The sequence below is a fragment of the Phytohabitans maris genome (assembly GCF_031085175.1).
Lineage (GTDB): Bacteria > Actinomycetota > Actinomycetes > Mycobacteriales > Micromonosporaceae > Phytohabitans > Phytohabitans maris.
The window spans coordinates 65,460-78,381 of the sequence record NZ_JAVHUY010000010.1 but is presented as its reverse complement, the minus strand read 5'-3'; the positions used below and the strand labels follow the sequence as shown (position 1 = coordinate 78,381).

Sequence of the window (12,922 nt, the reverse complement as noted above, 5' to 3'; positions counted from 1 at the left end):
CGGACAACGAAGGGACTGTGCGTGTCTGCTGACGATGGCCGGCAACTGCTGCGGCAGCTGTGCGAGGACCTACGGCTGCTGCGATTGCGGGCAGGAGGTCCGAGCCTGCGCAGCCTGGCGGCGCGGTTGCGGTTGGGCAAGAGCCAGATCGGTTCGATCCTCAACGGCAAGATCGGACAGCTGCCCGACTGGGACGTGGTCCGCGGGATCGTCGATGCCTGCCGGCAGTACGCGCAGGACCAGGACCGGCTGGACCAACTTTCGCTGGCCACCGGAATCGAGCAGTTCTGGCGACCCCGCTACACCATGGTGGAGTACGCGCTGCAACAGGCACCGCGGCAGCGGCCGGCGCCGGCCGATCCGGTCCGCACCGTCGGCCGCGATGCGCCGCAGGCGGCGGTACCGCGGCAGCTGCCCGCCGCGACGCGGCACTTCGCCGGTCGGATCGCCGAGCTCGCCGAGCTGGACGGACTTCTCGACGACGCCGCAACCGCGAACGCCGTGATCATCTGGGCGATCGGAGGGACCGCCGGCGTGGGCAAGACGGCGTTGGCCGTGTACTGGGCCCATCGGGTCGCCGACCGGTTCCCCGACGGGCAGCTCTACATCAACCTCCGCGGCTTTGACCCGGGCCGGCGGGCGATAGCCCCGACCGCGGCGGTGTACGCGTTGCTGGTCGCACTCGGTATGCCGCCGGACCGGATCCCACCGAGCCTCGACGCCCGCACCGCCCTGTACCGCAGCATGCTGGCCGGCAAGCGGATTCTCGTGCTCCTGGACAACGCCCGCGACGCCGACCAGGTCCGTCCGCTGCTGCCGGGTACTCCTTCGGCCCCCGCCGTGGTGACCAGCCGCAACCGGCTGACATCCCTCGTCGCGGCCGACGGCGCCCACCCGCTGAGCCTCGACGTGATGTCGCCCGCGGACGCCCGTGACCTGCTCGGCAAAAGGCTCGGGAAGAACCGCGTCTCGGCCGAGCCCGGGGCGGTGGAGCAGATCGTCACGGCCTCCGCCCGGCTGCCACTGGCGCTGAACATCGCCGCGGCCCGGGCCCAGCAGACCGGCTTCCGCCTGGCGGAGATCGCCGGCGAGCTTCGCCAGGCCGGGCAGCGGCTGACGGTGCTCGACGCCGGCGACCCGACCGGCCGGTTGCGTTCGGTGTTCGCGCTGTCGTACGCCGCGCTCACCACGCCCTCGGCCCGCCTGTTCCGGCTGGTCGGCCTGCACCCTCGGCCGGAGTTCTCGGCGGCGGTGGCGGCGAGCCTCGCCGGTGACTCGGCGGCCCGGGTCCGCGAGACGCTGATCGAGCTCGACCTGTCCAGTCTGCTCACCGAACACACGCCGGGGCGGTTCGCGCTGCATGACCTGCTGCACGCCTACGCCGGAGAGCTCGCCGGCGGTCAGGAGGCCGAAACAGACCGGCGAGCGGCTCTGCGCCGGATGTTCGACTACTACCTGCACAGTGCCTACGCGGCCGACCGGCTGCTGTACCCGAACCGCGACCCGATCACCCTCGTCCCCCGCATCGAGACGGTCGTGGTCGAGGAGTTCGCCGGCGAAAGCCAGGCGATGAGCTGGTTCGAGATCGAGTACCCGGTGTTGGTCGCCGCCGCCGACCTCGCGGCCGACGCGGGGTTCGACCGGCACGCCTGGCAGCTGGCCTGGGTCCTGGCGACGTTTCTGCAGCGGCGCAGGCAGTGGTCGGAGCTCGCCGCGATCGGGCGGGTCGCGCTGGGGGCCGCCGACCGGTTGGCGGACTCGACCGGCCAGTTCCACGCGCTGCGCCTTCTCGGCATCGGGCTGACCAGGTTGCGCCGGTACGACGAGGCGGAAAGCTACGTGCGGCGGGGCATCGACGTCTCCGCCCGGTGGAACGACCCGGTCAGCCAGGCCGTGGGTCATCGGGTCCTGAGCGACCTGCTCGTCGCCCAGGAGCGGCATCAGGAGGCGATCACCCACGCCGAGCGCGCGCTCGACCTGTACCTGGCGGCGGATCACCTGGCCGGCCAGGCCCTGGCCCTCAACGCGATCGGGTGGGGACACACCCGAGCCGGCGACCATCGTCGCTGCATCACCTGCTGTGAACGAGCACTCGCCCTGCACCAGCGGCTCGGCAACCGCCTGGGAGAGTTGGCCACCTGGCACAGCCTGGGCTACGCACACCACCAGCTCGGTCTCGGCCGCGAGGCCATCGCCTGCTACGAGCGCGCCGCGCGCCTGGCCCGGGAGATCAGCGACTGGGACGGCGAGGTGAGCGTGCTGAACGACCTCGGCGACGCCCTGCACGCGACCGGCGAAACCGACGCGGCCCGCCAGGCCTGGCAGCGCGCGCTGGACGTACTGGGCGAGGTGGACCCCTCGGGCGCCGACCAACTCCAGAGCAAGATTGCGAAGCTGGGGCGGCGGGTCGCGGTTTCCGGATCGGACTGAGGCTCGACGCCGCTCAGCGCTCGGGCGACGGTCTGCGCTTCGGGCAGTGCGCGCAGCCGTCGGCGGCGATCCGCGCGGTGCCGGAATCGCTGGCCGTTCGCGGGTCAGGTGGACATCGACCAGGATCGCGGCGGCGCGGAGCGACGCCTGGACCGGCCGCGCACGCAGGTACCCCGCGTCGACCCGCCGCTTTACGCTGGTGGCGTGAGGCCCCCGGAGCCGCTGCTGCTGGTCATCGACGGCAACAGCCTGCTACACCGCGCGTACCATGCCGCGGCCACAGGGGAGTTGCGCGACGGTGAGGGTCGGGCGGTGTGGGCGCTCAAGGGTCTGGTCACGCATGTCGCCCATGCGGCGGCCCGGCTGCGTCCGGACGCCGTGCTCGTCGGCTTCGACTGTCCAGTGTCGTCAACGAGGGCGGACGACTACGCCGGGTACAAAGCGCATCGGCCGGCCAAGCCAGCGGATCTGCAGGAGCAGTTGGCCGCCGCGCCGGACCTGCTGCGCGCGGCTGGGCTGCCGGTGTTCGTCCCGGCTGGCTACGAGGCCGACGACGTTCTCGCCAGCGGCGCGGCGAAGGCTCGAGACGCCGGCTGGCGTACGGTCCTGGTCACCAGCGACCGCGATGCCTTCGCGCTGCTTGACGCGAGCACCTCGGTGTTGCGGGTCCGCAACGGTGGGCGCGACGCCGCGGTGCTGGTGCGGGCCGCCTCCCTGCCGGTCGTGTGCGGGGTCGAGGCGTGGCAGTACCGGGACTTCGCCGCGCTGCGCGGCGATCCGTCCGACAACCTTCCCGGGGTGCCCGGCTACGGACCGGCGACCGCGGCCGACCTGCTCGCCGCGTTCGGGACGGTCGATGCGGCGTGGGCCGCCCTGGACGGTGGGCGGGAGGCCGAGGTGAGCGCGGCCGTGGGCGCACGGGCGGCGGAGCGGTTGGCCGAACCCGCCGCGCGCGAGGTCGTGGTGCGCAACCGCCGCTTGATGCGGATGCGTACCGACCTTCCGGTGCCCGATCTCGAAGGGATCAGGCTTCCGCTCGACATTTCCAGGATGCGACGCGCGCTTGCCGGGCGGGGCATCCTGCTCGGCCCGTCGTTGTGGGCACTGACCGGAGGCGTTTCCCCGGACGAGGTCACGGACGCACCGGCATGGGTGCGCGCGGCTGTCCGCCCACCGCGTCCGCGCCGGCCCGGCCCGATGCCGGGTCAGCTCACCCTCTTCTGACCGCGAAGGCCCCGCGACGGTCAACCGGAGACGCGGGGCAGACGCGGTTCGCGGGTGCTCTACCGGCTGGTGGCGGTGTGCCGGTAGGTGGTTGGGCGCCCTTTGCCGCCGTCTTTGTGCACGAGACCCAAATCGCGCAGGCTGCGGAGGGCCTTGCGGATGTTGGGTCTGGTGAGGCCGAGTGCGGTTTCGAGGTAGGGCATGGGTTGTTAGTTCGTGGGCGATGGTGGGGATGCCGCTGGTGAGGGCCTCGATGACCCGGCCGCCGGTGCCGGTGGAGCGGACGTGCTGGCAGATGGCCCTGGCGCGGTTACATCTCAATGTGCTGGTTACGTTTCGCGGTGCATTTCGGTGCGCCATCGTGGTCGGCGCGCCGGCCGCATCGCCCTACACCCCCACCAAGCGGTGGGGCAAGCCCACTCGGTCCTGGTTGGTCGCTCACGCGTCCTGGGCGATGAGGTCGGCTGCCCGCCAGGCCAGTGCGGATACGGGGCCGTTGAGGTTGCCGGAGATCATGATCGGCAGCACCGAGGCGTCCACGACGCGCAGGTTTGTCACTCCGCGCACCCGCAGTCGCGGGTCGACGACGTCATCGTCGTTCGGGCCCATCGCGCAGGTGCCGATGGTGTGGTAGCCGCAGCCGCCCATGGACAGGCCGGCGTCGATGATCTCCTGGTCGGTACGCACGTCCTGGCCCGGTGCCGTTTCGTGCTTGATCCGTTCGGCGAGCGGCGGCGTGGCGAACAGGCGGCGCATGCCGCGGAAGACGCCGACCGCCGTGGTGCGGTCGTGTTCGGTGGCGAAGTAGTTGGCTTCGATGTCCACCGGTGCGTCCGGGTCGTTCGAGGTGACCCGGAGGCTGCCCTCGCTGTCCGGCCGCAGGATGAAGGCGACGCACATCATGCCCGGCTCGCGTTCCATCCGCAGTGGCGTGCCGGGTTCGGGCGGCTCGACGGAGAACGGTGCGATCTGGAACTGGGCGTCGGGGCGGTCGAGGTCTGGACGGGTCTTGAAGAAGCCGATCACGTCGGATGGGGGCGCCGCCAGTGGCCCGGAGCGGGTCGCCTGGTACTGCGCCGCCGCCTGCTCCCGGCCGCTCTCGGTGCTGAGCAGCCGGTTCTCCCCGAGGTCTTCGGTGAGCCGAAACCGCATCAGGAAGACGCGGTGTTCGCGCAGGCGGGCGCCGACGTTCGGGCTGTCCACCACGACGTCGATGCCCGCGGACCGCAGGGTCTCCGCGGGGCCGATGCCGGAGAGCTGGAGGATCTTGGGGCTGGCGAGGGCACCGGCGGCGAGGATCACCTCCCGGCTGGCCCGGATCTCGACGGCCTGCCCGTTGCGTCGCCCGCGTACGCCGACCGCCCGGTCGCCGTCGAGTACCACCTTGTCGACGGTCGTCAGCAGCGCGACGGTGAGGTTGGGGCGGTGCATGGCCGGGTGCAGGAACGCGTTGGCCGCGCTGCACCGCTGGCCGTCGCGGATGGTCGCCAGCGTGTAGCCGATGCGCTCGGCATCGGTGGCGTTGACGTCGCGCGCCCGCCGCCAGCCGAGCGTGCCACCGGCGGTGATCACATCCTCCATCAACGGGTCGGCCCGGTCGACGATCGAGACGTGCAGCGGGCCGCCCGCACCGCGTACGTCGCTGGCGCCGAGCTCGTTGTCCTCGATCGTCTTGAAGACCGGGAGCATGTCGTCCCAGCCCCACCCCGGGTTGCCGAGCCGTTCGAGGGTGTCGTAGTCGGCGCGGTTGCCGCGGTTGTACACCATGCCGTTGATCGCGCTCGAGCCGCCGAGCGTCTTGCCCCGCACCCAGTACTCGGCCCGCTGTGACGGCCCGAACGGGCGGGTGGGGTAGAGCCACACGGTGGCCGGATCGCCCAGCAACTCACCGTATCCCTTGGGCATGGCGATGAGCGGGTTGGTGTCCCAGTCGCCCGCCTCCACCAGCAGCACACTGGTCCCGGGATCCGCGGAGAGGCGATTGGCCAGCACACATCCCGCCGATCCCGCACCTACGACGACGTAGTCGAACTCGGTCACGAAAACCCCCGTCAGTCAACTGCTGGGCGGCGGGCCCGGTCATTGCCGGGTACCACCGCCAGGATCGCGGTCGGCTCGTCCGTGAGGAGCAGCTCCACGGTGATCGAGCCCTCCCACCAGCGGTACCGGACGATGCCCATCGAGGTGCGGTGTTCCGACAGCACGGTCCCGACCACGCGGCGTGGTTTCGTTTTCACGCTGGCCTCCAATGTGGATCCCGCACGGGGAACGGCCGGTACGGCACGAGAACGACACTGCCGCCGTCTGTTACACGGCCCGCCATACACCGCTGTGTAGATCGCGCGGGCGGCGCGAGCCCGGCCGGAGCGCTAGCATGGGCCGCGTAACTACATGACAGGGCGGGGCGTCATGGAGTTTCGGGTGCTGGGCACCCTGGAGATCAGGGACCGCGCGGGGCGGCTGCTGGTGCCGCTGCGGCGCAAGCAGCGGTTGCTGCTGGCCGTGCTGCTGCTGCGGGCCAATACTGCCGTGTCCACCGAGTCGCTGCTCGACCTGCTGTGGCCCGAGGCGGCGCCGTCGTCGGCCCGGGCCAACCTGCACTCGTACATCAGCGACCTGCGGCGCCTGCTGCAGGCGAACGAGCCAGCCGACCCGCCCCGCTTACAGCGGGAGCCCGACGGGTACCAGCTCCGGGCCGGGCCGCAGGAGCTGGACGCCGCGGTCTTCGACGAGCTGGCCGGCCAGGGCCGTCAGGCGCTCGCCGAGGGGCACCACCCACTCGCCGCCGAGCGCTTGGCCCAGGCCCTCGCCCAGTGGCGCGGCCCGGTGCTGGAAGACCTGCCGGTGCCGGCCGCGCTCCAGCCGGAGATCGAACGGCTCGAAGAGCTGCGCATGATGGTGCTGGAAGACAGCGTCCAGGCCCGGCTCGACCTGGATCAGCCAGCGTTGCTCGCCGCCGAGCTGGCCGAGCTCACCGCGCGGCACCCGCTGCGGGAGCGGCTCTGGGCACACCTCATGCTCGCGCTCTACCAGGCCGGGCGGCAGGGTGACGCGCTCGACGCCTACCAACGCGTCTACCGGCTGCTCGACCAGGAGCTCGCGGTCCGCCCCGGCCAGGCCCTGCAGCGGCTGCACCAGCGGATCCTGACCGCCGACCCCACCCTGGCCCCGCCGGCCGCTGCCGCCACGCACACTCCCCGGCGGGTACGGCAACTGCCGGCGCCACCACCGATGTTCACCGGCCGCATCCGTGAGGTGGCCACGCTGGACCGGTCGCATGACGCGTCCACGGTGGTGATCAGCGCGATCGACGGGATGGCCGGGATCGGCAAGACCGCCCTCGCCGTCCACCTGGCGCACCGGATCGCCGACCGCTACCCGGACGGGCAGCTGTTTGTCGATCTGCACGGCCACACGCCGGGCATGGCGCCCCGCGAGCCGGCGCAGGCGCTCGACCATCTGCTGCGCGCCCTCGGCGTTCCCGGGCCGCAGATCCCGGCCAACCTGGAAGATCGGGCCGCGCTGTACCGCACCCGGCTCGCCGACCGCAGGATGCTGGTCCTGCTCGACGACGCCGCGACCGAAGCCCAGGTAGCGCCACTGTTGCCCGGCAGCGCGGGTTGCCTGGTGCTGATCACCAGCCGGCGCCGGCTGGCCGGGCTCGACCGCACCCAGACGCTGACGCTCGACACCCTGCCCGCTCCGGATGCGGCCGACCTGTTCGTCCAGACCGCCGGCGACGGCCGGCTCGGCCACGAGCCACCCGACCTGGTGGCCGAGCTTGTCGAGCTCTGCGGCCGGCTGCCGCTGGCGATCCGCATCGCGGCCGCCCGGCTGCGATCCCACCCCGCCTGGCCCCTGGTCCATCTGGTGCGGCGACTACGGGACCAGCGGAGCCGGCTCGGCGAGCTGGAGGCCGGCCAGCGCAGCGTCACCGCCACCCTGGACCTGTCCTACCAGCATCTGACCCCGCACCAGCAGCACGCGTACCGGCGGTTGGGCATGCACCCCGGCCCCGACATCGACGTGTATGCCACCGCCGCCCTCCTCGACTCCACCCTGCCGCACGCGGGGCGGATGCTCGACCAGCTCCTCGAAGTGCACCTGCTGCAAGAGCTCCGGCCCGGTCGCTACCGGTTTCACGACCTGATCCGCGCCCACGCCGCGCGGACCGCCGCCCGCGACCAGACCCGGCCCGCCAGGCACGCCGCGTCGAACCGCCTGCTCGACTACTACCGGCACACCGCCGCGCTCGCGGTGGACGCCGCTTACCCCTACGAGCGCGAACACCGGCCGGAGGTACCACCAGCCAGCACGCCCGGCCCCGACGTCCACGACCCGCCAGCCGCACTCGTCTGGCTGGACAACGAGCTGACCAACCTGCTGGCCGTCGCCGCGTACACCGCCGAGTACCGCCAGTCGGAGCACGTCCTGCACCTGTCGACCATCCTGCACTGGCACCTGCGCTCCCGCGGCCTCTATCACGACGCCGAGACCCTCCACCACCAAGCCCTGACCACCGCCCGCGCCACCGGCGACCACGCCGGTGAACTGGACGCCCGTGCCTACCTCGGCCAGATCCACCGGCTGCTGGGCCGGTTCACGCAGGCCACCGACCACCTCGAACAAGCGCTGCGGATCGCCCGGGTCACCGACCGCCACGCCGGGGTGCTGGAGGCGCTGACCGGTCTCGGCCACATCCACTGGCGGCAGGGCCGGTACTCACAGGCCGCCGACTACTACCAACAGGCGCTGCGGATCGCCCGGGACACCGACCACCGCTCTGGCGAACTGGAGGCGCTGACCGGCCTCGGCCGGCTGCACTGGATGCAGGGCCAGCCGGCCCAGGCCGCCGACCACTTCGGGCAGGCGTTGCGCATCGCCCGGGCCACCGGTCACCGGCTTGGTGAGCTGAACGCACTGACCGGCCTCGGCCACGTCCACCAGCGGCAGGGCCGGTACTCACAGGCCGCCGACCACTTCCAGGAGGCGCTGCGGGTCGCCTGGACCACCGGCCAACGCGTTGGTGAGCTGTCCGCGCTGACCGGCCTCAGCCAGGTCCAGCGCCGGCAGCGCCGGCACGAGCAGGCCACCCAGAGCTACCTGCAGCTCCTCGATCTGGCCCGCAAGGCCGGCGACCGCAACTACGAGTTCGAGGCCCGGCAGGGCCTGGGCCGGCTGTCGCACACCACCGGCGACCCGGAGGCGGCCATCGCCCATCACCAGCAGGCTCTCGTCCTCGCGAACGAGCTGGGACAACCCGTCGATCAGGCCCGCGCCCACGACGGGCTCGCCCACGCCCACCACACCCGGGGCCGACACGAACAAGCCCACGAACACTGGCAGAACGCCCTGGACATCCTCACCGACATCGACCTCGACCGCACCGACGACGAGGAAACCACCACCGCGGCCATCCGGGCTCACCTGGCCGCCGTCGAGCGGGCCGGCTGAGCCACCACCCGAACGGCCGGATCGGCGCTAACGGCGAGTGACGGGGTCAGCGGGCGTCGGGGCGCGGCTCGACGCCGAGGCTGGCGCAGGCCTCGCGGTACATCCGGGCCGCCTCGGCGCGCACCTGCCGGCGCTCGGTGAGCCGCTCGGTGAACGGGACCCGCACCGGGACCGGCGCACCGTCCACAGTGGCGAGAAAGTCCATGCCCTCGGCGTCCATGCCGGACATGGCGGCGGCCGTGGCGCCCGGCTGGCCGCCGAGGCCCTGCACGATCACGCGGCAGTCGTCGGCGTGGTCGCCATTCATGTGGCGCTGGATCGCCTCGACCACGTCCGGGGTGAACGGGGCAGTCACGCGACCACCTTACCGAGGTCGTCGAGCATCGCGGTGTTGAGCCGGTACGCGGTCGCCACCTCGTCGAGGAAGCGGTCCTGCTCGACCGCGTCCCACGGTGCGGTGTCGAGCAGGTGCCGGTAGTGCTGCTTGAACACGCGCGGCTCCACGCCGGGGAACTCGTAGAAGCGGGTGCCGGGGCCGTCCAGGCCGTACTCGCGCTTGAGGGCGCGGCGCATGACCTGCCCGCCGGACAGGTCGCCCATGTAGCGCGTGTAGTGGTGCGCGACGAACCCGGCCGGCCAGGTGAACGCCACCTCGCGGAGGCGGGCCCGGTACTCGGAGGTGGGTGTGCTGGCCGACACGTGCGCGGGCCAGTCGGGGCCGATCAGGTGGGTGAGGTCGGCGACGAGCGCGGGGAGCCGGGCTAGCTCGTCGGCGACGAACGGCCCCGCGACCGGGTCGGACCGCATCTGGCCGGAGGCTTCCTCCAGCGTCTCGTACACGAAGAAGAGCTGGGCGGCCAGCGCCGTGTATCCGGCGCGGTCGAGGCGGCCGCCGAGCAGGGCGTCGAAGTAGGCCATGCCCTGGGCGGCGGCGTGGTCTGAACGGGTGACCTCACGCACCCTCGACGCGAACCCCACGGACCCCCACCCTTCGCCGGCCAGAACTTAGGTTAGCCTAAGCTCCGGCCGGCGGTCGAGTGATCCACTAAACGGATGATCCGTGGGCTTGCCTAGTAGTGGTACCCGATGGCGCTCTGGATCCAGGGGACGATGACGTCGATCCGTGCGGTGGTCTCGTCCAGGACGTGCGGGCAGCTCGGCCCGTTGCTGACGACCGCCACCAGGGTCGGCCAGCCGCGGAAGGGCTGGTAGAAGAACGGGCCACCCGAGTCGTACGGGCACGGGGTGGTGTCCCGCTGCGGCGCGTAGCCGGTCATGCCGAGCGTGGTCGCGTCGACGGTGGTGATCTGGAGCTGGCCGGTGTGCAACCGGGTCGACGGGGTCGGGTTTTGGCTGGTGATCGAGCCGTAGCCGGTGAGTCGCAGCACGTCGCCGACCTGCGGCGTGGCGCGGTTCAGCAGGAGTGGCCGGATGTCCGTGATCCGCTTGTCGATCTTTGCCAGCGCCACGTCGTTCGTCGGGGACTGCCGTACGTCGGTCACCGTGGCGACGTGCCCGCCGGTCCCCTCGAGGTCGGTGCGGCCGATCGTCGCGGTGGTGAGGTCGGCCACCGGCCGCTCCACCCGGACCCCGTTGGCGTCGCGGAAGCAGTGCCCGGCGGTGAGCACCCACTGGGGCGCGATCAGCGAGCCGGAACAGGCGCTATTGCGGCGCCCGCCGTCGGGGGTCGGGATGCCGGTCATGGTCAGCTTGACCGAGAAGCGGTATTTGCCGATCGGCACTTCCTCACCGTTGGCGATGGCGTTGGCTGGGGCGGCGTGCGCGACGAGGGCCAGGACGGCCGCGCCGAGAACTGCCGTGAGCCTTCTAGTCCACATCGGTCGATTTAAACCCGTCGGCGCAACCGGCCGCAGCCCCGGAACCCGCCATCCAATAAATCTTGAGAGCCTGTGTCGATCCCGCCGCGAGGTGTTCGACGCGTTGGTAGAAGGACCTCAGACAACCAAGGAGTGGAACGATGAGCAAGGTCACGACCGGCGCGACGATGTCCCTCGACGGCTTCATCGCCGACGCCAACCATGGTGGCTTCGAGCACCTTTTCGCCTGGTACGGTGCGGGCGACACCGAGTTCCCCACCGGCGACCCGGGCATGACGTTCAAGGTCTCCGCCGCCAGCGCCGAGCACCTCCACGCGCTGCAGGACCGGGTCGGCGTGCTCGTCTGCGGCCGCCGCCTCTACGACATGACCAACGCGTGGGACGGCCGGCACCCGATGGACAAGACCACCGTGGTACTCACCCACCAGCGCCCGGACGACCGGCCGGAGGACGACGAGAATTTCGTCTTCGTCACCACCGGCATCGAGGACGCGATCGCCCGGGCCAAGGAGATCGCCGGCGACAAGGACGTCGGCGTCAACGGCGGCGAGATCGCCCGCCAGTGCTTCGACGCCGGCCTGCTCGACGAGGTGCACGTCGACCTCGTACCGGTCTTCCTCGGCTCCGGCATCCCGCTGCTCGGCCAGATCAAGGACGCGCCGGTGACGCTGGAGGGGCCGATCTCGCTTACCCAGGGGTCGGGCGTCACGCACCTGGGCTACCGGGTCGTGCGTAAGTAGATCTTGCCTGGGAGAGACTGGGGTCATGGCCTACGACGTGAGCGCCGTCCGCGCGACCTATCCCGCCCTCTCCGACGGATACGCCTACCTCGACGGTGCCGCCGGCACCCAGGTGCCCGAGGCGGTGATCGCGGCGATCGCCAGCGCGTACCGGCGGGGGATCGGCAACGTGGGCGGGGCCTTCCCGGCCAGCCACCGCTCCGACGCGATCGTCGCCGGGGCCCGGGCCGCGGTCGCCGACCTGGTCGGCGGCCGGCCGGAGGGCGTGATCCTCGGGCCCAACATGACCACGCTCACGTACCGGCTGGCGTATGCGCTGGCCAAGCAGTGGCGTGAGGGCGACGAGGTGGTGCTCTCCCGGCTCGACCACGACGCCAACGTGCGGCCGTGGGTGCAGGTGGCGGCCCGGGCCGGCGCGACCGTGCGCTGGGCCGAGGTGGACGTGGCGACCGGCGAGCTCGGCGTGGAGCAGTACGACACGCTGATCGGCGAGCGCACCCGGCTGGTGGCGGTAACCGCGGCGAGCAACGTGCTCGGCACCCGGCCGGACGTGGCGGCGATCACGGCGAAGGCGCGGGCGGCCGGGGCGGTCACGTACGTCGACGGGGTGCACGCGAGCGCGCACGGCCCCACCGACGCGGCCGCGCTCGGCGCCGACTTCTACGCCACCAGCGCGTACAAGTGGTCGGGTCCGCACATCGGCGCGGTGGTCGCCGACCCGGACCGGCTCGACGCGCTGATCCCGGACAAGCTGGCCTCCTCGTCCGACGAGGTGCCGGGGCGGTTCGAGACCGGCACCTCGCCCTTCGCCGACCTCGCCGGCGTGGTGGCGGCGGTCGACCACCTGGCCGGGCTCGACCCGACCGCCACCGGCACCCGGCGGAAACGGCTGCTCACCTCGCTGGCCGCCGCCGAGGCGTACGAGCTGGAGCTCTTCGCCGCGCTCCTGACCGGGCTGGAGGCGATGCCGCACGTGACCGTGTACGGCAAGGCGGCCCGGCGCACCGCGACGGCGTACTTCACCGTCGCGGGGCGTACTCCGCGCGAGGTCGCCACCCACCTCGCCGAGCGGCGGGTGAACGTGTGGGACGGGCACAACTACGCGTGGGAGGTGACCGCGGCGCTCGGCATCCGGGAGGCGGGCAGCGCGGTCCGGGCCGGCCTGGTCCACTACAACGACCGCTCCGACGTCGACCGCCTCATCGACGGCGTGGCCACGCTCGGCTAGTTTCCCGT

At 72.0% G+C, this 12,922-nt stretch carries 11 protein-coding genes; 5 read left to right on the top strand and 6 right to left on the bottom strand.

From position 1 onward, the window contains the following. Nucleotides 1-21: 21 nt before the first annotated feature. Both RB614_RS12645 and RB614_RS12640 read left to right on the top strand, forming a co-directional pair. Nucleotides 22-2,430 carry an ATP-binding protein gene (locus RB614_RS12645; protein ID WP_308712646.1) on the top strand — a complete coding sequence of 803 codons (2,409 nt, stop codon included), beginning with the start codon at nt 22-24 and terminating at the stop codon, nt 2,428-2,430. Nucleotides 2,431-2,634: 204 nt separating this feature from the next. Further along, nucleotides 2,635-3,654, top strand: a complete 1,020-nt coding sequence (locus tag RB614_RS12640; protein WP_308712645.1) for a 5'-3' exonuclease — start codon at nt 2,635-2,637, stop codon at nt 3,652-3,654. A gap of 59 nt (nt 3,655-3,713) precedes the next feature. Here RB614_RS12640 and RB614_RS12635 read toward each other — a convergent pair whose 3' ends face one another. From RB614_RS12635 to RB614_RS12625, 3 genes are all read right to left on the bottom strand, one after another. After that, complete coding sequence (locus RB614_RS12635) at nt 3,714-3,857, bottom strand: hypothetical protein (RefSeq protein WP_308712644.1); 144 nt, start codon at nt 3,855-3,857, stop codon at nt 3,714-3,716. 235 nt (nt 3,858-4,092) lie between these two features. Next, nucleotides 4,093-5,694 (bottom strand): GMC family oxidoreductase, encoded by a 1,602-nt coding sequence (locus RB614_RS12630; RefSeq protein ID WP_308712643.1) that lies wholly within the window; start codon nt 5,692-5,694, stop codon nt 4,093-4,095. Nucleotides 5,695-5,705: 11 nt separating this feature from the next. Then, complete coding sequence (locus tag RB614_RS12625) at nt 5,706-5,891, bottom strand: hypothetical protein (RefSeq protein WP_308712642.1); 186 nt, start codon at nt 5,889-5,891, stop codon at nt 5,706-5,708. 154 nt (nt 5,892-6,045) lie between these two features. Between RB614_RS12625 and RB614_RS12620 the strand changes: the two genes are divergently transcribed. Further along, nucleotides 6,046-9,108 (top strand): AfsR/SARP family transcriptional regulator, encoded by a 3,063-nt coding sequence (locus RB614_RS12620; RefSeq protein WP_308712641.1) that lies wholly within the window; start codon nt 6,046-6,048, stop codon nt 9,106-9,108. 46 nt (nt 9,109-9,154) lie between these two features. On the opposite strand, the gene RB614_RS12615 is transcribed toward RB614_RS12620, so the two are convergent. From RB614_RS12615 to RB614_RS12605, 3 genes are all read right to left on the bottom strand, one after another. After that, the gene (locus RB614_RS12615) at nt 9,155-9,463 is read right to left on the bottom strand and encodes a DUF2470 domain-containing protein (RefSeq protein WP_308712640.1); all 309 of its coding nucleotides are present in this window, start codon (nt 9,461-9,463) and stop codon (nt 9,155-9,157) included. Then, nucleotides 9,460-10,086, bottom strand: a complete 627-nt coding sequence (locus RB614_RS12610; RefSeq protein ID WP_308712639.1) for a biliverdin-producing heme oxygenase — start codon at nt 10,084-10,086, stop codon at nt 9,460-9,462. The genes RB614_RS12615 and RB614_RS12610 overlap by 4 nt, the downstream gene beginning before the upstream one ends. Nucleotides 10,087-10,178: 92 nt before the next feature. Further along, nucleotides 10,179-10,946: a S1 family peptidase gene (locus RB614_RS12605; RefSeq protein ID WP_308712638.1), complete on the bottom strand. Its 768-nt coding sequence runs from the start codon at nt 10,944-10,946 to the stop codon at nt 10,179-10,181. Nucleotides 10,947-11,086: 140 nt separating this feature from the next. Here RB614_RS12605 and RB614_RS12600 point away from each other — a divergent pair, with 140 nt between their 5' ends. Both RB614_RS12600 and RB614_RS12595 read left to right on the top strand, forming a co-directional pair. Beyond that, nucleotides 11,087-11,686 carry a dihydrofolate reductase family protein gene (locus tag RB614_RS12600; RefSeq protein WP_308712637.1) on the top strand — a complete coding sequence of 200 codons (600 nt, stop codon included), beginning with the start codon at nt 11,087-11,089 and terminating at the stop codon, nt 11,684-11,686. A 25-nt stretch (nt 11,687-11,711) separates the two neighbouring features. After that, nucleotides 11,712-12,914 (top strand): cysteine desulfurase-like protein, encoded by a 1,203-nt coding sequence (locus tag RB614_RS12595; protein ID WP_308712636.1) that lies wholly within the window; start codon nt 11,712-11,714, stop codon nt 12,912-12,914. Nucleotides 12,915-12,922 lie beyond the last annotated feature (8 nt).

Bases quoted from the DNA above. Each gene is read 5' to 3' on its own strand.
- RB614_RS12605 (WP_308712638.1), bottom strand. From the start codon at position 10,946: ATGTGGACTAGAAGGCTCACGGCAGTTCTCGGCGCGGCCGTCCTGGCC.
- RB614_RS12620 (WP_308712641.1), top strand. From the start codon at position 6,046: ATGACAGGGCGGGGCGTCATGGAGTTTCGGGTGCTGGGCACCCTGGAG.
- RB614_RS12595 (WP_308712636.1), top strand. From the start codon at position 11,712: ATGGCCTACGACGTGAGCGCCGTCCGCGCGACCTATCCCGCCCTCTCC.
- RB614_RS12600 (WP_308712637.1), top strand. From the start codon at position 11,087: ATGAGCAAGGTCACGACCGGCGCGACGATGTCCCTCGACGGCTTCATC.
- RB614_RS12635 (WP_308712644.1), bottom strand. From the start codon at position 3,857: ATGCCCTACCTCGAAACCGCACTCGGCCTCACCAGACCCAACATCCGC.